This window comes from Psychrobacter sp. CX14, from assembly GCF_057396205.2.
The window spans coordinates 1,920,512-1,941,958 of sequence record NZ_CM183187.1 but is presented as its reverse complement, the minus strand read 5'-3'; the positions used below and the strand labels follow the sequence as shown (position 1 = coordinate 1,941,958).

Below are 21,447 nucleotides of genomic sequence, written 5' to 3'. Positions count from 1 at the left end.
GCGTTAATTAGTTTTCTTGAAGATTTGACTGTTTAAATACGTCTTACTCAATTCAAACCTCACCCGAATTAACATCCTCATGAGTCGCTTCATGCAATATCTGCTGATAAGCATCCCGAAGCTCATCCTTTTGTGACTCAGAGATATCATGCACCGTCATACAGCGCTCAAAAACTTCCATCACATTCAGGTCCTGTAGCGTCTCAGTGCTATCTTGAGCTTCTAAAACTTTATTATAATTATTGGGATTGGGGGTTTTAAGCGCTACCAGTAATGTATCTTCAATCAACTCGCTTACTAATTCTTTAAAGTTACTAACGATTTCATTACCTTCATAGATAACTTCCAACCATATAACCTCATCTTTCGGTAGCGCATTTATGGACTGCTCAATATGAGTCATATCTCCTTTAATCTGCATTAACTTTTGAAAAGTAGGGATGGGTATAGAGGTAATCTGCATCTGCTTATCGTGATCGTGATAAACAAGAGTAGGCGAATCGATGCCATTTGTATCAAAGCTATCTATATAAAAACTATCTACATTAGCTGGATCAGTTGTAATAGTTTCAGTCGGGATTTCTTCAGACAATTTATCGGTATTATCTTGCTCGTTTTCACTTTCATTAAGTTCATCATCAAGACCTGCAAACAAATCATCAATAAATAGAGCGTCTTGATTTTTAAGTTTAGGCTTAACCGATGTTTTTGAGCGCGTTTCAGAAGTAGATATTTCTGACGTAGATGTTTGTAAAACTGGTGTGATAACAGTTTCATTTGGCTTAGTTGTTAACTGTTGACTATCCTCAAAACGCTCATCTATCGAGTCGCCAAACCGAATCAATAAAACTTGCTTTTGTTGGCGAGCCTCCCCAAAACCCATTGGAATCGGCGAACCACTATATCGAATGTGCTCACGTCCACCGACACGTTGTGGTACATGCAAATGACCAAGCGCCACATAATCAAAACAGTCTGCAAACATATCAGCTGATATTTTACCCAATGAGCCAACGTATAAATTGCGAACTCCGTCATCATCTGTGGTACGTCCATTTGATGCAAACAGGTGACCGGTAGCAATAATCGGAATATGACGTTGGTATTGTTCAGTAAGCTTATCTTGTTGGGCTTTGGCAATTTCTGCCACGCCATCGTAATGGGCTTTGATACCTTCAATGACTTTGCTGTCTTTATCACTATCAGATTCACCAGCACGGCTACTGCGCACATCACGATCACGCAGATAAGGGACAGCAGTTATGATACAACAGGGAGTGCCTTCGCTATCATTGAGGGTCAACACCTCGGCTTCTAAATCCTCACAAGCTGTTCCGACGACATGCACATTTAAGAACTTTAATATATTGCTGGGCGCATCAAGAAAGGTAGGGGAGTCGTGATTGCCTGCAACGATGATGATATGTTGACAGACTGAATGCGCAACCCGTCCCAAAAATTCATAATACAGCGATTGTGCTCGATTGCTCGGTGTCATGTTATCGAATATATCACCTGCGACAATAAGAACATCGACTTGATAGCGGCTGATTGAGTCTTCTAACCATGCTAAAAAAGCCTCAAATTCCTCATAGCGCATCTGACCATATAAGCGACGACCTAAATGCCAGTCTGAGGTGTGCAGTATGGTTAAAGGTTTTGGAGGGGTAGACGGTTCGGTGGACTTTGACATATAGAGTATTACAACGCTTAAGTAGTTTAGAGGATGACTTAATCAACAAAAGATTTAGGATGAAATAATCATACCATAAATAGTTTTAAGCAGGCTTATAAGCAGCTTTAAGAAGTTGATATGCTATTTCTTAACATCTTTATAAGAAGGTTGCTAACAATTTTGAATACTTACCTTCTGGTGTTGCGAAGTTGGCTCGTCAATAGTGTATGATATGGCCATCAAATTAATAAGTGAAAGGCATAATAAGTGTTAGAACCAACAAAGCAGTATGTAAAGTGGCAAGAGAACGGATCAGAGCATCAAGCACGCTGGCTATCGCAAAGCGGCTATGATGCACCAAAACGTATGGTAATTATTGATGATACGACAACAGCAGGTGAGGCTTATCGCTTAGCGAATGCTGGCACGTCTATGCTATGGAGAGGTGATTTTCAAAACGCTAAACAGCTTATTCAAGCGCTACAAAGACGTATTGACCGTAATGAGCTGCGCAAAAGTGAGAAAGCAGCCAAAAAAGCGGCTCAAAATGAAAGTGGTTCAAATCAGACTTTAGATTCAGAGGCTTTACCGAATCTATTCCATAAAAATCGTTTGGCTCAAAGTCAGCGCTCTCGAATATTAAGCCGTCTGCTTTTACAGTTGGATGCTGGATATATTAGTCAATTACGCCGCACGCCTGATGTGAGTGCTGCATGTACTGCTGCTTTTGGTGAACTGAATGAATCGTGCGTATTGTCTTTACGCGAGTTACAAGGGGCATTAGGTGCAGCGCAGTGGCGTAAAAAAGGTGTACCTGTTAAAGCCTTGGGGGTATCGGTTCACCCGCACTATGGTGTGTTTGCACCCACTCGCCAAGAATATGTGCAATTGCTGCTTGATGCACCGCTACCTGACAGTCGTAATATTGCTTATGACATTGGTACTGGCACAGGATTACTGGCCATTGTACTTGCCAAACGTGGCTTTAATCAGATCATAGCGACGGACTTAAGCCCTCGAGCGTTGGACTGCGCTCAGGATAATTTGAATCGTTTAGAGTTAGCGAACGTGCAATTGCAACAGGCGGACTTATTCCCAACAGATGCGCCTGCTGCCGACTTAATCGTCTGTAACCCACCTTGGATACCGGCTAAGCCAAGCTCACCATTAGAGTATGCTATTTATGATGCGAACAGTACCATGCTACGTGGGTTTTTGATGGGTGCAAAGCAGCACCTAGCAGAAAATGGCGAGGTTTGGTTGGTTCTGTCTGATTTAGCAGAGCACCTTAAATTACGAACGCGTGAAGAGTTATTAGGTTGGTTTGAAGAGGCTGGATTGACAGTAAAATATCGACTAGATACTGAACCGACGCATAGTAAAAGCCAAGATGAAAATGATCCGCTATATGTAGCACGAAGTGCTGAGGTCACTTCGCTATGGTGTTTGGTTTAATTTTAATTTGTTTAAACCTAATTGTAGTATATTTTCTTCGTATTTCCATGATTAATTCAAATTAGACAGTTAGTATAAAAACATCATCTAATGATAGAAGCAATCATTTAATACTGAGGAATAACGATGTCATCCGCTACAACCAAGAAATCAACGCTTAAGGATAAATCTGTCGAAAATAGAAATTCTATCGATGGGTCAGCAAGAACTATTAACCTACTTAAAACCAGTGTGGATAAAACACCCTCTAACATAAGATCAGTTGAAATATTTAATTATAATACAATCAGTGAAAGCTCGCGCATTATTAGTTGTTATGCGCTATTAGGTGGTGGAGTAGGTGGGCTGGTGCTATGGTTAGTTATTTCATTAATAGCCATGTACCCTTGGTTTGCAGTGCTACCGTTTGCATTCATTGGTGGATCAGTGATTGGCTTTATTCCTTCACTTATCACTGCGATGATACTGCTTAAGCGCAAAACCATTCTTAATCATCCTTCTAAATGGATTGAACTCTTTATCATTGGTGCTGTAGTTTGCGCTCTGTATTCAGTGATTTTAATAATTGTATCAAGCTATTTGAATGCGATTCCTTTACTGGAAGGTTTTTCAGATCTAATCTTTATTGCATTGGCGATGGCTGGTATAGGTGGTATTAGTAGTTTTATAATTGGTGGTTTTGTGTTTCCAAGACAGTCGTATTGCGTTAATAAGTAGAAGGTGCATTATCAATTCATTAATTTAATGCCTTAAAAATATGTCTAAACTTTTGATTGAAAATACAGATAAAACTTAATTTTGAAATTAAGAAAAACATATTATGGAACGCCTTCTAATTTAAATTAAAAGGCGTTTCTTGTTTTAGCAGTATAGCTAAGACTTTAAACCATATTTAGCGCATGTGCCTGCTGATCCGTATCCGCAATGTGCTCACCATACCACGCCAACTCATCATGCAGTTTTGCCACTTCACCGACGATTAGCAGAGCAGGGGTAGGTAGGGGATTGGCGTCATGTTTGGCAACGATGTCTTGAAGTGTGCCCGTCACGACTTGCTGTGTCGGAAGGCTGGCTTGGGATATGATGGCGATAGGGGTATCAGCATCTCGTCCTGCATCCATTAATCCTTTTGTTAAGCGCTCGATTGAATGTAGTCCCATATAAAACACTATTGTCTCATTGGGATTAGTCAATGAGTCAAAGCCATTATTAGGCTCTCCAGATTTTAAGAAGCCTGTGACAAAACGCACCGATTGTGAGTGATCACGGTGGGTAAGCGGTATACCAGTATAGCAAGCGGCGGCGCCGGCTGCGGTAATACCAGGTACGACTTGATAGGGAATATTTGCTGCACGTAGCGCTTGTATTTCTTCACCGCCACGTCCAAATACAAACGGGTCACCTCCTTTTAGGCGCACCACACGCTTACCAGATTGCGCTGCATTGATCATGAGTTGATTAATGCCTTGTTGAGCCACCGCATGATTGCTGCGTTTTTTACCAACAAAGACTTTATCAGCATCACGTCGGCATAAATCAAGCACCTCAGCGGATACCAACGCATCATAATAAACGATATCGGCTTGTTGCATTAAGCGTAAAGCTTTGAAGGTCAAAAGCTCAGGATCACCAGGACCTGCACCAACGATGTACACTTCACCCACAGGCTGCACTTTAGTTTGCTCGCCATCGTCTTGCTTATTTGATAACTGCTGATGGGTTTGCTCTAGCTGTTGCTTTAGTGCTTGCTTTGCATCCGAAGTACGACCGGCAAACATAAGCTCGCTGACTTTACCTTCAAATGCTTTTTCCCAAAACTGACGACGACCAGTAAGCGTCGGAATCTTAGACTTTACCTCATCGCGCATATCACCAGCGAGCTTGGCTAATCTTCCGTAGCCTTGTGGAATTAAGGTCTCTAAGCGGGCACGTGTTAGGCGAGTAAGTACTGGCGCTTTACCGTTAGACGATATCCCAATCACAATTGGACTTCTATCAACAATGGCTGGGAAGATAAAGTCACATAGTGGCGGCGTATCGACCACGTTAACAGGTATGTTTAGCGCCTTACAATCGGCATATACTTGGTGATTTAAGGCCTCATCGTCTGTACCCGCTATGACAATACGCTTGCCGGTTAGATACTGCTTATCGTATTCGGCAGTAATGAGCTGGTGCTTGTCATCATTAAGTAGCTCACGAATCTCATGGCTAATCTCTGGCGCAACAATAGTTATATGCGCGCCGGCACGTGACAGCAGGTCTGCTTTACGTTGAGCGACTTCGCCGCCACCCACAATTAATACGGGCTGATCTGTTAGTTTGAAAAACAAAGGAAAGGTATTCATAATCGGTATACTGTTTATTATAAGATGCCCTCATTATGGCGTATTAGCCGCCAACAAGTATGGAAGGATTTGATATTACTTAATTCAAGATTGTCATAACAGGCTATTAACTAAGCTATTTTATGAATTTATTGTCTCGTCCTAAAATAGGTTGATGATTTAAAACAAGCCAGATACCCCGTGTATCTGGTTTTTTCTATGCAGAACACCCATAACTTTGATGAAACTCGAAAGGCGTTCTCATATTCAAACTTAAATGCGGTCTCATATGATTATAAATATAAACCGACTCATCAACGAGCACTCTTAGCTCATCTAACGTATTACACTGATGAATTAAAAACTCATCCTTTAAAATGCCATTAACGCGTTCAGCTAAAGCATTTTGATAACAGTCATAGCCATCTGTCATAGACGGTCTAATGTTGTTCTTCTCAAGCACGTCTTGATACTCTTTAGCACAATACTGTAAACCTCTATCAGAATGATGAATGGCATCATGCTGATAGCATCTTGATCTAACCGACATATCTAATGCTTTAACCACTTCACCAACTGGCATCGTATCACTGACATGATAGCCCATAATTCGTCTTGAATAAGCATCTGTCACTAAAGATAGATAATGCGTACCTTGCCTTGAGCGCACATAGGTTATATCTGCAACTAAGGTTTGTTCTGGTCTGACAGGCGCTGGTGCGTCTTTCGTTAAGTTAGGATGCTTTTTCATCCAGTGCTTGCTAAACGTCGTTTTAGTATAGCTTCGTCTAGGCTTTACTAATAGTTTGTGCACTCGTAGATAGTCAAAGAATGCATCACGACCCATCTTTATCTTTTGTGCGATAAGTTTAGGTTTGATCAGCCAGTATAGCTTTCTGCCACCTAATCGAGGCATAAACATTCGATAGTCTTGTACCCACTGCTTGATACAAGATAGCTCTTGCGCTCTTTTATAACGACGCTCCCGATACTGGTAAATAGCTTGAGGGCTGATGTTTAATATACGACATCCTTCGGCTAGACTCATTTGCTTGTCTTCTTTGAGTTGCCAGAGGATGTCGTAGGTGACTTTTTTATTTTGTTGACTCCGTTTGTACTCTCTAGCGCTTCAACTATCTTGCCAAGTAGTAGCGTACGTTTTTTTTCATCAGCCAGTTGTCGCTCAAGTCTTTTTATGATTTGGGCTGGGGTTTCTTTGTGTGGCATTCTTAGGCTCTTTGGCGGTGTATTCCAGTCTAATGTACCATGTTTCCTAAGCCAAGTTAGGACGGTACTACGTCCTTGTATGCCATAGTGCTTTTGGGCTTGTTTGTAGGTCATGTCGCCTTTTTCTACTTGCCCTACCACAGCTAATTTAAAGCCTAGTGTGTAATCTTTCTGTGTTCGTTTAATCCTTGATCTTTCTGCTTTGTCCATTTATAAGCTTCCTTTTCGTAAACTTATTTTAGGACGGGACATAATGATAAAAAAAGCCGCTTAACTTGGGTTAAGCAGCTTTTTATACAATACAGTAAGAGAGGTTATAGCACAGTAAAAGAAATTACAGCTGAGTATGTAGACCACACTCACGGTTCTCTTCTACTTTGGTCGGATCAAAATAACGCTTTTCATCCGGCAAACCATGTTTGGCAATATAATCCAACTGATCTTGTTTTGACCAATGATAGATAGGCGCCACCTTTAGGATACCTTGAGAACTGCGACTTAAGATATCAAGCGATTTACGAAAATCGGTTTGATCACCTCGAATACCGGTTATCCAAGTATCTGGTTTGAACTCATCCAATGCTTTTTGGAAAGGATCAATTTTTACCAGCTTAGTAAATAGCTCATGATCATCATCGTTAGGTGTCGGAATACCTTCACGGCGAAACTGCTGTAATCGCTCAGTTTCTTCTGGATGACGCACATGCAGATTCAGCTTTAATAAATCTGTAACTCTTTGTGCATATTCCAAAGTAGGGTCTACGTTATATCCCGTATCTACCCATAGCACAGGAATATCGGGAATAACTTGAGTAACCAAATGCAAAATAGCAGCGGTATGGGGACGAAAGTTAGTCGTCAATATTGGATTCTCTGCATGCTCTGCTACCCACTCTACAATCTGAGTGGGTGTTTTGCCTTGCAACTGATGATTATAATCATCAATATCCAAGCTTTGAGTCAATGTAGGCTGTGACATAGTAGTCCCTTAATATGGACAAATTTAAATGTTTAGTGCTGTATGGTAAAAGACAAGCGCTTATTCAAACCAAACGCTTATCTAAACATGGGTAATTGACTGGCTACGCTACCGTCGTATGAGGAGGGGAGAGCGCTAAATAGGAACTCAATATTCTCTGTCAGCTTATCATCAGCAATGACAAAAGTATCCACGCCAGCACGCTTTAAATAGGCGATTTGATCAAGGCCAAAGTCGCCAGTGATACGAATTTCACCTGTAAAACCTTGCTGACGTAAATGGCGGGCCTGACTAAAGCTTCGTCCATCAACAAAAGAGGGTTGATATAAGACAATTAAGTCAAGATTATGAAGCAGTGTGCGGTCCGCGTCTTTGCAAGCTTGTAGTAAATCATCAAGCTGCTCAGTACTGACATCAGTATCCGCCCATAAACCTATACGACTTGAGCGCGTTGCAATTAAAGCTAATAGCTCACTTAATAAGCCTGTCGGCATACTTGAGCTAGCTGATTTAGCATTTTCTCGTGACCCAACCACTTCATTAAAAGGCAGTATCACATCTAAGCGCTCTTCTTTATGAAGTAGCTCACTGAGATGGATGCTTTTGATCGCCACAGACTCTGGAAGCTCAGGCGTCTCGATGGCATACCAGCTGTCGTCAGAGGTTATGTTGACAGCGTCATTATTTAAGACATGATAATTACCCATATACTGCCTCCTTGAAGGGTTTGATACCCACACGTTGTACGAAGTCAGCAAAAGGCTCGGTGCTATCGCCCTCGACATGACGCTGATCGGTATAGACGTTTAAAATTTTCTCAAGTGTTGGCGCGACCTCTTCTGTCGCAACTGAGCGACCAAGGATGTTGCCAAGACGGGTGTCCTTCTTCGAGCTACCACCTAGGCTTATTTGATACCAATGTTCGCCTTTTTTATCGACACCCAAGATACCGATATCGCCAACATGGTGATGAGCGCAGGCATTCATACAGCCAGACATATTGAGCTGAATATCACCTAAGTCATACAGATAATCTAAGTTATCAAAGTGCTTCTCGATTTGCTCAGCGATGTTGTAAGTGGTGGCGTTCGCCAGCGAGCACAAATCAAAACCTGGACAAACAATCATATCGGTTAAAGTACCAATATTTGGACGCGCAAGATTGATTTCAGTTAATGCCTCCCATAGTGCATATAGATCGGTCTCTTTTACATCAGCAAAAACTAAGTTTTGTTGATGGGTTGCTCTAATTTCACCGAAGCTATAGCTATCAGCAAGATCGGCAATGCGATCAAGTTGATACTCCGTGACATCACCTGCCGGTACATATTTACCGTCTACCAGTCCTGCCTTTAAGGACACTATGACTGCCCGATAGCCTGCCACTTTATGAGCGACCGTATTACGAGAATACCAGTCAGCAAAGGCCTTTTCTTGCAAATGCTTGTTAAGCTCAGTTTTGCTCGCTAGCTCATCAATATTGTCATAATCAAATTCTGGGAAGTAGCTTTTGGCAGTGTCAAAGTTGTCTTCGGTCAGCGTCAAAGGCCCATCTTTGGTGAAGGATTCCCACTCTTTTTCGACTAATTTGCCAAATTCCCTAGCGCCCATACTGTCTACTAGGATTTTGATACGGGCTTTATATTTATTATCACGACGTCCATGTAAGTTATACACACGTAAGATGGCATCTAAATAGCTTAATAGATGCTGACGCGGCAAAAATTCACGGATGGTTTTACCGATAATGGGGGTACGACCTAGACCACCACCAACAATCACCTCAAAGCCGATCTCACCTTCTTCATTTTTTATCACGTGTAAACCGATATCATGGACCTGAGTGGCTGCACGGTCCTCATAAGTACCAATCACCGCAATTTTGAACTTACGCGGTAGGAAGGCAAATTCAGGATGGAAAGTTGACCACTGACGGATAATTTCGCAATAAGGACGGGGGTCTTCAATCTCATTGGCATTAACGCCTGCATAAGGATCAGTAGTCGTATTTCGGATACAGTTACCAGATGTTTGAATCGCATGCATCTGTACCGAAGCCAATTCAGCTAGGATATCAGGCACTTCTTCAAGCTTCGGCCAGTTTAATTGTAAGTTAGTACGTGTGGTAAAGTGTCCATAACCGCGGTCATATTTACGAGTAATCTCTGCAAGCTTACGAATTTGGTAGCTTGCCATAAGGCCATAAGGTACGGCGATACGTAACATGGGCGCATGACGCTGGATATATAGGCCATTTTGCAGGCGCAGTGGCAAATATTGCTCTTCGGGTAATTCTCCCGCTAGGAAACGACGAGTTTGATCGCGAAATTGCTCAACTCGCTCGTCAACCATGGCTTGGTCCGCATGAGTGTATTTGTACATAATTAATATGCCTTTAGATAAATAAAAATCATGGCCTTATAGTACCTATGCTTCAGGTCTTTTATAAATTCATATCTGACATATACATATACAAAGTAGGCATAGGTTAATAATAAGAGGCTTCTTAAGCCTATGAATATCCTATAATAGGTATAAAAAACTTTGTTTACTTTTACTTAGGCGTTATTTATGTTACTAAACCTCCTATTAACCTTACATTTTCTGCTTTGGCTAGTTATCTCATTACGGGTACTGGCCCGTCATGACTTATCATCACCGGCGCGCCTTGCTTGGATGGTGGTTCTGTTTATCTTGCCCTATGCAGGCGTGATTGTATATTGGATGTTCGGTGAGGTGCATTTAGGGCTTAACTTTAATTATCGCAACGATCATATTAAACAGCAGCTATATGACAATTTTCCGGATATTTTTGGCAACGACAGTACTCTAAAAGAGGTAGTGAAACGAGAACATCAACCTGCCTTGGCCTATGCCTCTGCAGTGACAGGATTTAAGACCACCTTAGGTAACAAGGCAGAGTTAATGGCAGATGCAAAGGCAACGCAAGAACGAATGATTGCCGACTTTGATGCCGCTACCGATCATATCCATGTAATGTACTACATCTGGTTAGAGGATGGTATGGGTACAGCGGTTGCCGAAGCCTTGATTCGTGCGGCAACGCGTGGAGTCAAATGCCGAGCGATGGCAGATGGAATGGGGTCACGCCACTTAATACGCTCTAATCTTTGGCAGCGTATGAAAGATGCTGGGGTTGAGATGAGTGTTGCTCTACCGATTAGTAATATCATAAAGGTTATCTTATTTAGCCGTATTGATTTGCGTAATCACCGCAAGATTACTGTTATCGATGGCAAGATTGGTTATGTGGGTAGCCGTAATAGCGCCGACCCTGAGTTTCGGGTTAAGCCAAAGTACGCGCCTTGGGTCGATATTATGCTAAGGGTAGAAGGCCCAGTGGTTGCTCAAAATCAGATGTTATTTGCCAGAGATTGGCTAATGGAGAATCCAGAGACACCTCTTGATAGCTTCCCTTATATCATTAATCCGCAGCAATATGGCTATCCGGCACAAGTATTCGCCGATGGTCCCAGTCAGCGTCAAGGCACAACGCCGCAGTTTTTAAGTACCTTGATGAGTCAAGCTCAGCACAGTCTCATTATCTCAACCCCTTATTTTGTGCCTGACCATACCCTGATTAACATGATATGCGCTGCTGCCTATCGTGGGGTAGAGGTGACGATGATATTCCCCAAAAAGAATGACTCCTTTATTGTCGCCGCCACCAGTCACAGTTATTACTATCAGTTGCTAGAAGCTGGCGTAAAAGTCTATGAATATAAGCCTGGACTATTACACGCTAAGACACTTACAGTTGACGGTCAGATTAGTCTCATCGGCTCGACCAATTTAGACTTACGCAGTTTTGATTTGAATTATGAAAATAACATGCTTTTTTATGATCAAGGCCTAACCGCTGAAATCGTCAAACGTCAATATCAATATATTGAAGACTCTGACGAGGTCAGCAGTGCACAGGTCAGAGACTGGCCGTTATATTACCGAATTTGGAACAACATTGTGGCAACCATGGGGCCGGTTCTATAGCTTTTAGAGTATCTATATACCAATTAGAAGATGAATTGCCCTTTGGTGGTTTTATTATTGACGATTATCAAAAAACTTTGTTTAATTAAACCAAGGTTAATAAAATTTTTACTATAAAATTAATAAAACTAATCATATTTCCCTCATGCTCTCACCTCCAAAAGGAGTTTGTCCCATGCCAGAAACGTCCTCTTCCTTTATTAAGCTCATCCCTTTATTTGCTATATTAGGCGGTATATTTATTGCATTGCCTGCTCAGGCTTATGAAGAGTGTAAACCACCCAAAGCCAAGTATGCACAAATAGACTGTACGTCTGACAAAAACTACTTTATTGGTTCTGATAAAAACTATAATCGCCAAGCTTTATTAAATAAACAGGGTAAGGCGGTCGCAAACCTAAAAGGATATGATTACGTCAGTTGGACGATTAGTGAGGGCGTCTTTGCAGTAGAGAAAAACGGCAAAGTCGGCTATATGAATACACAAGGTAAATTGGTCGTACCCACCATCTATGACAACTTAATTGATCCTAATGACAAATACGATGAATCTTGGGCCAATGACGTGTCAGAAGGTCGTATTGTGGTGGCTAAAAATGGTAAATATGGCATTATTGATACCTCAAATAGGGTAGTGCTACCATTTACTAGCAAATATAGCAGCATTGAAGGCATGACTGAGGGTATGGCGCCTATTATGTCTAAGTCTGGCAAATGGGGCTTCTTAAACAAGGACGGTAAAGAAGTAATACCGCCTAAGTATGAAGGTATTGACGGAGATTTTGGTGGTGTATATGGGTTTAGACAAGGCCTAGCAGGCGTGTATGACGGTAAGAAATGGGGCTTTATTACTAAGACAGGTAAAGTAGCTGTTCCGTTTGTATACGATGAAATCAGATCTTTTAGTGAAGGTCTTGCTGGCGCGCTAAAAAATGGCAAATGGGGCTTTATTAATGGTGCGAATAAAACCATCATTCCCTTCCAGTATTCTGATAAGAATGTAGAGCGTTATAGTGTGAACTATATGGGTGCTAATTACTTTGTATTTAATGATGGGATTGCTGAGGTAGCGACGATAAATGATAAGACGGTATGTATCAACAAGTCTGCCAAGAAAGTCGCTTGTCCTAGCTATTAGTCTTATTGACGCTCTTTCTAAATCTATATCCCCTAAACACCCTCCATGCCAAAGGCAGAAACAAGACAGTGGTTCGATGGTTTAAATTGGCTATTTAAGTCGACGATAATCGCCTTTTAATGAGGCATCTTGCGCGCAATACTGAGTTAATGCCTGTGGGTTATTACTGTCTATAGATAGAAGGTGGTCTTTAAAGCGGAAGAATACCAAACCATCTTCTTCGCTTTGTGAAGTAGCGTTCTTGTTGACCGGCGCAGTATAAACAACACCGTGTAAGGCATCATGACCCATTAAACTGGCAGTGGCTTGATATTGGCAATTGGGGGTGGTGTTACCTTGAGTGCCGATAGTAATGGTAATGTCTTTGGCTGGTACCAACAAGCCATGAGTCGATACCTCAATCACCACGCCCTGATATTCATTATTCATGACCTGATGGCTTGGGTTGATATACAGACCGGCAATCTTAGTCGCGGCCTTCTTGTCCATCTTGGTTTGCGTAAGCGGCTGCTGATCGGCAGGTTTGGCATTAGAGTTTGGCAATATCTGACAGCCTAACAATGAGCTGGCAAGTAGCGCACCAAGAAAATAAAGCTTTACATAACCGTTCTGTTTGACCATTCGACTCATATCTATACCGCCTTGTATAACACCGCAATGTAACTATCATTTGCCCATATTATGCCATAATCTTACTTATTAATCTTCCCTAAGCTCTTTATTGGATATGAGTTTTAGGTGTTAATATCAAAATTTAGCAGGACAATAAGCCCTTTATATTCGTTTTATTTACTACGAATGGTTTTTACAGGCGCTCATCTAACTTGAGTTTAATAAAAAGCACCTGATTTAATCAGGTGCTTTTTATTGCATATAGAGTATTAATCGACTAAAAACATCCTTTATTAAGGATTAAGCATTTTTCCATCAGCGGTAATGACTGTTTTATGAGAATACTCATCACGGTGAGGACGTTCGATAGTACCCACTTTGCTGACATAATCAATAAAAGACTGCGTGTATAAAAGCTTGGTGTCTTCAACCTTGCTCTTATCGGCAAAGATAGGACCTAGCGTTGTATAACCGTCGCGGCCTTCGGCAATATAGTCATTGGTGACCATTACATAGGTTTTATTTAAATCAATATTAGACCACATACCCGTTTTACGATCGCGCACTTCAACATTACGAACACGATTGCCTTTAGCTTGGGTTAAATCTAAGTCCCAGCGCAAGCCATCGGCATAAGGATGTGAGCCAGATGAGCCATCCATTTCTAAATGGTTTGAAATTGCATCTTCTAAGGTATCGATAACTTGTTGACCGGTGATATCAAGATTAACCAGTGTATTACCGAATGGCAGCAGGGTATAAGCATCGTTATACGTTAAGTTGCCTGCTGGAATCGTTGTACGTACGCCGCCTGCATTTTGTAGTGCGAAGTCTGCACGTAACGCACCATCTAAGAATGCCTTTGCAACGACTTGCGCAATATCGCTGCCTCGAGCACTGTTAGCCGTATCCTCACATCCAGCAATGTCTGCTGAGCGTGTGGTGCCTGGAACACGCACCAAACATAGCGCTTGATTAGACTGTCCGATTTTCTTGGATAAATTATCATCTAGAGCATTGGTATAAGTTGCTAACACACTAGCGGCTTGCTCATTTTCCTTAAATGGTACGATAAGGTCTTTGCTTAAAAAATCTACCTTACCGTCTAATAAACGCTGTAGTAAGCTTTGATTGTTTTGGGCATCTAATGGCTCGAACGCAGATGTTGACTCGTTGTATTTCTCAAACGTTTCCGCCACAGGAATAATGGCTGAGCCCTGACAGTTAAGTACTTTACCTTGATCGTCAAAGCTGATATCCATTAAGCCAACCGCTTTTGTATACTCCCATGCTTGACCGATACAGACAGTATCACCGTCCTTATTGGACGTCACAGTAGGATACTCACCCTGTGCGCCAAAATTATCATCTGCAGAGGCGCCGTAGCGTGTGAAATCACCTAACAAGGTATGAGAGTCACCGCCAATGATAACGTCTACGCCTGAGAGTTCAGTGGCTAACTGCTTGTCATTGTCATAGGTGTAATGCGTTAATAAAACAATATGCTTAACGCCTTTATTCTGCAGCTCATTAATATAGTTCTGAGCGGTTGTTTTCTCATCAAGGAACTCAGTTGTACTTAAAGGACGAGAAGAGTTTTTAGTTTTACCGGCAATGTCTATCCCGATAATACCCACTTGCACACCCTCTTTGGTGGTTTTAATAACATAAGGCTTAATGTAATCATCCGCTTGGCTCGCAGCTAATGGAGTGCCAAGAGCGGGCTTAACGTTTGCCCCTAAAATTGGTGTATTACAATTGGTCGTATTGCCTTCGGTACCGTTTAATCTATCAATAAATGTCTTTAAGCCCTCGTCACCTTCATCAAACTCGTGATTACCAAGGCTAAACGCATCAAAACAGATGGTATTCATCATGTCAGCGTCAGCATTGCCTTTATAAAAGCTAAAGTAACGAGTGCCTGTAATGGCATCACCGGCATGTAGTTTTAAGAAGTTTCCATTTCCGTAGGTTGCTTCTAACTCATTGAAGACCGTTTTAATACGTGCAAAACCACCTCGGTCAGCACGATAAGTAGATCCATCAATGACAAAGCTTTGTTTGCCCTCAGGCTCTAGATGTGAATGATGGTCGTTAATATGAGCGATGGTTAGATTAATGGGTTTTACGGTTGTATCCGCTGGTGAGTCTTGTAAAGGACGATAGCCATCCGAGTCATCGTCATTACAGCCGCTTAGTAATAGAGCTGAGGTTAAGGTAAGTGCGCTTATAAGAGCGGAGTGTTTTATTGAATTATTTTTTTTATTAATTATCATATTGGTCACTTTTTCCTAAATGGAGTCTAATTAAAGGAGGAACTCTTAACTAGGCAGATTTTGAAGAATAAGCATGACAAAATGATGAAACAAATAGATACGTTGTTTAAATACTTATGAAATAAAGGTAATAGAAAGTATATAAAAAAGCCCTGAATATCTTGTTCAGGGCTTTTATGTTGTTTAATCAACAGTGTTATGTTATTTAATAATGATCTTAAAAGGATTCTATCTTAATAGGATAACTGGAGCTGTGGTTTTTGATAATAGCTTGGTTGTGGTGCTACCCACAAAGAATTGGCGTAATTTTGAATGACCATAGGCGCCAATCACGAATAAACTAATTTCATTTTCTCGGCGAAATGCGGTTAATGCCGATACCACATCGTTATGACCATCGGCTTTGCTCTTAATAGTATGCGCTGTGACATCTAGACCGGCATCATTCATTTTCTTCTGTGCTTTATATAAGGCCGTCTCGTACTCGGTCTCTTTGTGATCGACCATAACGATATGACCTTTTAAGGTTTTGGCGATTTCATTTTGGCAAATAAGATCAACTGCTTTCTTAGCGGTTGGACTGCCATCGAACGCTAACATATATGAATCAGGTTTTATAAACGCCTCCGAGCAGACCATAATCGGACGATGCACCGCACGAACAACACTTTCAATTTGACTACCAATATTGACTCTATCATTCTGATGGTCCTGACCACGGCGACCTAAAATAATTACCCGAGTGTCATTAACAAAATGCTCAATCGCTGGCAGTAACTTACTACGGCGTAGATGCATTTGTACTTGAACGTTGCTGTTGGTTTTTAGGATATGTTCTTTTGCGTCTTCTACCAGTGCTTCACCATGCTTATTGGCGATGCGTGCTGTTTGCTCATCAAGTAACGTAAGCTCGCGCATCAGATGCTTACGACTGTCCATACCAATGGCGCCGCTTAAGTCATGACGATTGGATTTAGGCACATCAATCACGTGCAGCAAAGATATAGGTAAGTTCAATTCACTACCATACCAAGCGGCGTAGTCACAGACAGATTCGGTCACATTTGAGCCATCAATACAAGCCAACACAGTGTTATTCAAAGCAGGTTTAAGCATGGTGCTGTCCTCTTAATTATCAGTTTAAAACGTTATGGGGTAGTTAGTTATCTGTTCTTATTGTTATTCGGTTTTAGTAATAAAGAAGGAAAATATTTGTTCATATAATTTATTTTTGTGATTCCTATATGCACTTTATTTATGAGCAGCTTTTTTCGGAGGCTATTGGAATATCACTTTCTATACTATTAATCACATCAAGGCACCAATTCGGCATATCTTGATTGATACCATACCACATCCAATTTCCACGGCGCTCACAGTGAACCAGACCTGCCTTTTTAAGATGGCTTAAATGACGTGAGATGGTAGGCTGTGGCTGTTCCAACTGAGTCGTTAAATCACAAACACATAAAGAGTCATGATGCTTTAACTGCATAATCAGATTAAGCCGAGTTGGGTCTGCTAAGGCCTTAAAAAATAAAACAGGCTGCATTGTCATATACCTCTTATATTTTGATGCTATTGTTATCGGTTAAAGCAGCTTGCTAAAGAATAATGATATTAAACTGTATTCGCTTATCCGAATATAGTACAATTAAATGCACCCAATCACTGTAATAGAATGGTAGCACACCGCCTCTATATCTACTATCTACCGCTGAGTAGATAGAGTGTCTATCCTTTAATTATGGTCAATACTTATTCAAGAGTTAATCGCTAACCTGAAGTTGAGTTTACCATGCTTATTGCCGCGCTAATTTTTATCATTACTCTCATATTGGTTATCTGGCAGCCCCGCGGGTTAGGTATCGGTGTTAGCGCTACCTTTGGCGCATTACTAGCGCTGCTGGCAGGCGTAATTCAAATCAGTGATATCCCTGTTGTGTGGGATATCGTATGGAATGCGACCTTTGCCTTTATTGCTATTATTATTATTAGCTTATTGCTTGATCAGGCTGGATTCTTTGAATGGGTAGCACTACATGTGGCACGTATGGGCGGTGGTAGTGCCACAAAGCTGTTTGCATTGATTGTACTGCTTGGTGCCGTGGTGGCTGCATTATTTGCTAACGATGGCGCTGCGCTCATCTTAACGCCTATTGTAATAGCCATGCTGCTAAAGATGCGTGTCTCTGCAGCAACGACACTGGCCTTTATTATGGCGGCGGGTTTTATTGCTGATACAGCAAGCCTGCCGTTGGTGGTCTCCAATTTGGTAAACATTGTTTCGGCTGATTTCTTTAATATCTCTTTTGATCGTTATGCTCAAGTAATGGTGCCGGTCAATATCGTATCGGTCCTTAGCTCACTGGCTGTCCTGTATTTCTTTTATCATAAAGATATTCCAAAGTCATATAACGTGGGTAGTCTGCCGCAGCCGCATACAGCGATTAAAGACAGTACTACCTTCTATATGGGATGGGTAGTATTAGCGGCATTGCTGATGGGGTTCTTCGTGTTAGAGCCAATGGGTATTCCTATTAGTGCCATTGCTGGAGTAGGGGCGCTGGTGCTGGTTGTAACCGCGATAATGAATAAGAAGCTGTCTGTCACCAATGTGCTTAAAGATGCGCCGTGGCAAGTGGTTATATTCTCTCTGGGTATGTATCTGGTGGTTTATGGCCTTAAAAATGAAGGGCTAACCACGTATCTGACCTCAGGACTTGAAGCTTTGGGTCATCAAGGTATTTGGACTGCGACCATTGGCACTGGCTTTATGTCGGCTGGCTTGTCATCGATTATGAATAATATGCCGACGGTTTTGATGCAGTCATTAGCGATTGCCGATATCAATCAAGCCAATATGGCTGAGCCGGAGCTGATCAAACAAGCCATGGTCTATGCCAATGTGATTGGCTCTGACTTAGGGCCTAAAATTACGCCGATTGGATCATTGGCTACCTTACTATGGCTGCACGTACTGGCAACTAAAGAGGTGAATATTACTTGGGGCTATTACTTTAAGGTAGGTATTATATTAACCACGCCGGTACTACTAACTACTTTGGTCGCTTTAGCGATTTGGCTACCTGTGGTCAGTTAAAGCAGGCAGACTAAAATTATAGAGTAGTTATTAACTATCACACGAATGATAAAAATAGCCTAAGCAAATTAAAGTAACTTAATCTAAATAAGCAACATCAACCTTCAATCAAACACGAAGCCAAAATCTTATGACACTACCAATAAACATCCTATATATATGTACCCATAACCGTTGCCGCAGTGCCTTATTTGAGGCGATAACCAATCAAAATGGTTATAAAGAGGGGCAACAAAGACTCATTGCCAAGAGTGCAGGCAGTGCGCCGGCGGGTGAGGTGCATCCTTTGACTTTAAAATATCTCAAGCAGGCAGGCTATTCGGTAGATGGCTTAACCAGTAATTCTTGGGAGGATGCAGAGTATATGGGTGACTTTGAGCCTGATCTGTTAGTGACGGTTTGTGATAACGCCGCTGGCGAGAGTTGCCCAATATGGTTAGGACAATTGCCTGAATTGACCAAGCTGCATTGGGGGTTAAGCGATCCATCAAAGAACACTGCAAATGAGGCACAGACCGAGCAGAATTTCATTAATACCATCGATATTATCGAGAAGAGGGTTCAAAAGTTAATGCAGGTTGCAGACTTACCCGCTAGTGAGCGAAAAGCTGCATTATCAAAGCTGAGTGATATCAGCTAAGCCTAGCTATTTTTGTGATATATAAACGATAAAATAGCCTAAGCAAAGAAGCTATTAACCTTGTAATGCCAAGTTAAAAATCTAAATCAATATCGAGCAAAACTATGTCGAATAACAACTCAAATCCAATATCAGATTTACCAAATATTCAAGAACAAGCGTTCAAGATACCAAGCATAGACCACTTTAAAGCGCCTCATTCTACACACAAGCCAAAGTTTGTCTTATTGTATGGCTCACTGCGTGAAGTCTCCTATAGCCGGTTACTGATCGAGGACTGCGCCCGTATTCTGACTGCTATGGGGGCTGAAGTTAAGATATTTAATCCGGCTGGACTGCCGCTACCTGATAGTGAAGAGGTGAGCCATCCTAAAGTTGTAGAATTACGTGAACTAGTACAGTGGTGTGAGGGAATGGTCTGGTGCTCACCTGAACGTCACGGTGCCATGACCGGCATTATGAAAGCACAAATTGACTGGATTCCACTCTCGGTGGGGGCAGTACGTCCCACTCAAGGTAAGACCTTAGCGGTGATGCAGGTCAATGGCGGTTCGCAATCTTTTAATACCGTTAATCAACTGCGTATTCTTGGACGCTGGATGCGAATGTTAACCATACCCAATCAATCTTCTGTGCCAAAAGCCTTCTTAGAGTTTGAAGATCAAGTAGACGTTCAGGGCAATACCATTAAGCGTATGAAGCCATCTGGCTATTACTTGCGTGTGGTAGACGTGCTAGAAGAGCTGGTACGCTTTACCTTGCTAACACGTGATCATGCAGAGTATTTGGTAGACAGATACTCAGAACGAGTAGAGAGCGCAGAAGAGTTGATGAAGCGTGTTAACCAAAAAGCTCTTTAAACAAAGGAATCTAAGTTACATAAATAGCCTAAGCAATTAAAAATTTTCTAATAATTAACTTAATACTAGCAGTTATAGAATATAAACTTACAGCTAAATTAAAAATCATTTTTATATAATAACCAATTGAACTTAAAAAACCCGTTCTCAACTTATTAAAATTCACTGTAGGCTGGTGCTTTTAGGTCAGCAAACAAGATCTTTAATAGGAAATGCTATGTTAAAACAACAGTCTACGTCAAGAGTTGAGAATGAGGTGCTTAAATTATTATAGGGCAATCACACTCTCTAAACTTTCCAATAATCTTCAGGATAGTCTGGTAGACTCAATAATATGCTAGATAAGGCTTCAGACCATAGTTTGCTCAACTCGCTATAATACTCATCGTTTTCACATATACGGCGAATAACAGGTTTCTTAAAATTGTCATTTTTGTAAATAACCATATCAATGGGCATACCCACTGATAAGTTTGAGCGTATGGTCGAATCAAAAGATAGCATAAGCGCTTGGGCAGCATGATGTAAATCTATATCGAACTTAACCGACCGATCTAAAATAGGTTTGCCGTATTTACTTTCCCCTAACTGAAAAAATGGGGTATCTTCGGACGCGCGAATACAGTTACCTTCTGGGTAAATCATATACAACTCTGACTTTTGTCCTTTAATCTGACCCCCTAATAAGAAGGTACTATCAAATGTGGAGCTAACATTGTCATTGGCAACACTGCGAGATTTGGCAATGACCTCACGTACTAACTCGCCAACCATCTCGGCGGCGTCAAACAGCGTTAATACTGTCAGTAAATTTTGATCAAGGCGTTGATAAATTGCATTTTGCAGTTTGGTAAAAACGGCTTGCGATGTCGCAAGGCTACCAGCCGTTTGAATCACAATACTTCTTTCACCGTCGATACCATATGAATATAACTTACGGAATGTTGAGATATGGTCAACACCGGCATTTGTACGAGTGTCACTTGCGAAGACCATACCGTCTTTTATTCTTAATGCAGCACAATATGTCATATAAATCCTAATAATAGAGTAGGGGGTAAGGGGCTAACTGCTAGGTTTTAAGTGCACAATTAAGGAATTTAGCTATAAAACGCTATCACAACGCTATAAAACTTAGTTGAAA

18 protein-coding genes are annotated in these 21,447 nt (G+C 41.4%); 7 read left to right on the top strand and 11 right to left on the bottom strand.

The features are described 5' to 3' along the window. Positions 1-52: 52 nt before the first annotated feature. Positions 53-1,693 carry an exonuclease SbcCD subunit D C-terminal domain-containing protein gene (locus AC2SLO_RS07850; RefSeq protein ID WP_486542990.1) on the bottom strand — a complete coding sequence of 547 codons (1,641 nt, stop codon included), beginning with the start codon at positions 1,691-1,693 and terminating at the stop codon, positions 53-55. Between the two features lie 249 nt (positions 1,694-1,942). Between AC2SLO_RS07850 and AC2SLO_RS07845 the strand changes: the two genes are divergently transcribed. Continuing rightward, positions 1,943-3,130, top strand: coding sequence for a methyltransferase (locus tag AC2SLO_RS07845; protein WP_486542988.1), 1,188 nt, complete (start codon positions 1,943-1,945; stop codon positions 3,128-3,130). Positions 3,131-3,256: 126 nt separating this feature from the next. Continuing rightward, the gene (locus AC2SLO_RS07840; RefSeq protein WP_486542986.1) at positions 3,257-3,847 is read left to right on the top strand and encodes a hypothetical protein; all 591 of its coding nucleotides are present in this window, start codon (positions 3,257-3,259) and stop codon (positions 3,845-3,847) included. 164 nt (positions 3,848-4,011) lie between these two features. On the opposite strand, the gene cysG is transcribed toward AC2SLO_RS07840, so the two are convergent. The 5 genes from cysG to AC2SLO_RS07815 form a co-directional block, all read right to left on the bottom strand. Further along, on the bottom strand, positions 4,012-5,478 hold the full coding sequence (gene cysG / locus AC2SLO_RS07835; protein WP_486542984.1) for a siroheme synthase CysG: 1,467 nt from the start codon (positions 5,476-5,478) through the stop codon (positions 4,012-4,014). Positions 5,479-5,674: 196 nt separating this feature from the next. Then, a protein-coding gene (locus AC2SLO_RS07830) for an IS3 family transposase (RefSeq protein ID WP_486541189.1) occupies positions 5,675-6,894 on the bottom strand; the annotation gives its coding sequence in 2 pieces (ribosomal slippage) (positions 5,675-6,558 and positions 6,558-6,894; 1,221 coding nt in all). A gap of 124 nt (positions 6,895-7,018) precedes the next feature. Beyond that, positions 7,019-7,663 carry a phosphoadenosine phosphosulfate reductase domain-containing protein gene (locus tag AC2SLO_RS07825; protein ID WP_486541187.1) on the bottom strand — a complete coding sequence of 215 codons (645 nt, stop codon included), beginning with the start codon at positions 7,661-7,663 and terminating at the stop codon, positions 7,019-7,021. A gap of 77 nt (positions 7,664-7,740) precedes the next feature. Next, positions 7,741-8,370 carry a DUF934 domain-containing protein gene (locus AC2SLO_RS07820; RefSeq protein ID WP_486541185.1) on the bottom strand — a complete coding sequence of 210 codons (630 nt, stop codon included), beginning with the start codon at positions 8,368-8,370 and terminating at the stop codon, positions 7,741-7,743. After that, positions 8,363-10,045: a nitrite/sulfite reductase gene (locus tag AC2SLO_RS07815; protein WP_486541183.1), complete on the bottom strand. Its 1,683-nt coding sequence runs from the start codon at positions 10,043-10,045 to the stop codon at positions 8,363-8,365. Before AC2SLO_RS07815 ends, AC2SLO_RS07820 begins: the two co-directional genes overlap by 8 nt. Before the next feature lie 189 nt (positions 10,046-10,234). Between AC2SLO_RS07815 and cls the strand changes: the two genes are divergently transcribed. Both cls and AC2SLO_RS07805 read left to right on the top strand, forming a co-directional pair. Continuing rightward, a complete protein-coding gene (gene cls, locus AC2SLO_RS07810) occupies positions 10,235-11,674 on the top strand; it encodes a cardiolipin synthase (RefSeq protein WP_486541181.1) in 1,440 nt (479 codons plus the stop codon). A gap of 175 nt (positions 11,675-11,849) precedes the next feature. After that, positions 11,850-12,812 (top strand): WG repeat-containing protein, encoded by a 963-nt coding sequence (locus AC2SLO_RS07805; protein ID WP_486541179.1) that lies wholly within the window; start codon positions 11,850-11,852, stop codon positions 12,810-12,812. Positions 12,813-12,902: 90 nt separating this feature from the next. On the opposite strand, the gene AC2SLO_RS07800 is transcribed toward AC2SLO_RS07805, so the two are convergent. The 4 genes from AC2SLO_RS07800 to AC2SLO_RS07785 form a co-directional block, all read right to left on the bottom strand. Then, complete coding sequence (locus AC2SLO_RS07800; protein ID WP_486541177.1) at positions 12,903-13,442, bottom strand: hypothetical protein; 540 nt, start codon at positions 13,440-13,442, stop codon at positions 12,903-12,905. 275 nt (positions 13,443-13,717) lie between these two features. Continuing rightward, the gene (locus AC2SLO_RS07795) at positions 13,718-15,700 is read right to left on the bottom strand and encodes a bifunctional metallophosphatase/5'-nucleotidase (RefSeq protein WP_486541175.1); all 1,983 of its coding nucleotides are present in this window, start codon (positions 15,698-15,700) and stop codon (positions 13,718-13,720) included. A 228-nt stretch (positions 15,701-15,928) separates the two neighbouring features. Next, entirely contained in the window at positions 15,929-16,816 is an 888-nt protein-coding gene (locus tag AC2SLO_RS07790; RefSeq protein ID WP_486541173.1) for a universal stress protein, read from the bottom strand. A 139-nt stretch (positions 16,817-16,955) separates the two neighbouring features. Then, positions 16,956-17,258, bottom strand: a complete 303-nt coding sequence (locus tag AC2SLO_RS07785) for an ArsR/SmtB family transcription factor (protein ID WP_486541171.1) — start codon at positions 17,256-17,258, stop codon at positions 16,956-16,958. A 240-nt stretch (positions 17,259-17,498) separates the two neighbouring features. On the opposite strand from AC2SLO_RS07785, the gene AC2SLO_RS07780 reads away from it, so the two are divergent. The 3 genes from AC2SLO_RS07780 (at position 17,499) to arsH (ending at position 20,303) form a co-directional block, all read left to right on the top strand. Next, positions 17,499-18,803, top strand: a complete 1,305-nt coding sequence (locus AC2SLO_RS07780; protein WP_486541169.1) for an arsenic transporter — start codon at positions 17,499-17,501, stop codon at positions 18,801-18,803. A 130-nt stretch (positions 18,804-18,933) separates the two neighbouring features. Next, positions 18,934-19,443: an arsenate reductase ArsC gene (locus AC2SLO_RS07775; protein WP_486541167.1), complete on the top strand. Its 510-nt coding sequence runs from the start codon at positions 18,934-18,936 to the stop codon at positions 19,441-19,443. 104 nt (positions 19,444-19,547) lie between these two features. Next, positions 19,548-20,303 carry an arsenical resistance protein ArsH gene (gene arsH / locus AC2SLO_RS07770; protein WP_486541165.1) on the top strand — a complete coding sequence of 252 codons (756 nt, stop codon included), beginning with the start codon at positions 19,548-19,550 and terminating at the stop codon, positions 20,301-20,303. Positions 20,304-20,591: 288 nt separating this feature from the next. On the opposite strand, the gene AC2SLO_RS07765 is transcribed toward arsH, so the two are convergent. After that, positions 20,592-21,335: a proteasome-type protease gene (locus tag AC2SLO_RS07765; RefSeq protein ID WP_486541163.1), complete on the bottom strand. Its 744-nt coding sequence runs from the start codon at positions 21,333-21,335 to the stop codon at positions 20,592-20,594. Positions 21,336-21,447 lie beyond the last annotated feature (112 nt).

Excerpts from the sequence above, each read along its gene's own strand:
- arsH (WP_486541165.1), top strand. The coding sequence starts at position 19,548 with ATGTCGAATAACAACTCAAATCCAATATCAGATTTACCAAATATTCAA.
- AC2SLO_RS07800 (WP_486541177.1), bottom strand. The coding sequence starts at position 13,442 with ATGAGTCGAATGGTCAAACAGAACGGTTATGTAAAGCTTTATTTTCTT.
- cysG (WP_486542984.1), bottom strand. The coding sequence starts at position 5,478 with ATGAATACCTTTCCTTTGTTTTTCAAACTAACAGATCAGCCCGTATTA.
- AC2SLO_RS07765 (WP_486541163.1), bottom strand. The coding sequence starts at position 21,335 with ATGACATATTGTGCTGCATTAAGAATAAAAGACGGTATGGTCTTCGCA.
- AC2SLO_RS07850 (WP_486542990.1), bottom strand. The coding sequence starts at position 1,693 with ATGTCAAAGTCCACCGAACCGTCTACCCCTCCAAAACCTTTAACCATA.
- AC2SLO_RS07775 (WP_486541167.1), top strand. The coding sequence starts at position 18,934 with ATGACACTACCAATAAACATCCTATATATATGTACCCATAACCGTTGC.
- AC2SLO_RS07785 (WP_486541171.1), bottom strand. The coding sequence starts at position 17,258 with ATGACAATGCAGCCTGTTTTATTTTTTAAGGCCTTAGCAGACCCAACT.
- AC2SLO_RS07820 (WP_486541185.1), bottom strand. The coding sequence starts at position 8,370 with ATGGGTAATTATCATGTCTTAAATAATGACGCTGTCAACATAACCTCT.
- AC2SLO_RS07815 (WP_486541183.1), bottom strand. The coding sequence starts at position 10,045 with ATGTACAAATACACTCATGCGGACCAAGCCATGGTTGACGAGCGAGTT.
- cls (WP_486541181.1), top strand. The coding sequence starts at position 10,235 with ATGTTACTAAACCTCCTATTAACCTTACATTTTCTGCTTTGGCTAGTT.
- AC2SLO_RS07790 (WP_486541173.1), bottom strand. The coding sequence starts at position 16,816 with ATGCTTAAACCTGCTTTGAATAACACTGTGTTGGCTTGTATTGATGGC.
- AC2SLO_RS07840 (WP_486542986.1), top strand. The coding sequence starts at position 3,257 with ATGTCATCCGCTACAACCAAGAAATCAACGCTTAAGGATAAATCTGTC.
- AC2SLO_RS07805 (WP_486541179.1), top strand. The coding sequence starts at position 11,850 with ATGCCAGAAACGTCCTCTTCCTTTATTAAGCTCATCCCTTTATTTGCT.
- AC2SLO_RS07825 (WP_486541187.1), bottom strand. The coding sequence starts at position 7,663 with ATGTCACAGCCTACATTGACTCAAAGCTTGGATATTGATGATTATAAT.
- AC2SLO_RS07780 (WP_486541169.1), top strand. The coding sequence starts at position 17,499 with ATGCTTATTGCCGCGCTAATTTTTATCATTACTCTCATATTGGTTATC.
- AC2SLO_RS07795 (WP_486541175.1), bottom strand. The coding sequence starts at position 15,700 with ATGATAATTAATAAAAAAAATAATTCAATAAAACACTCCGCTCTTATA.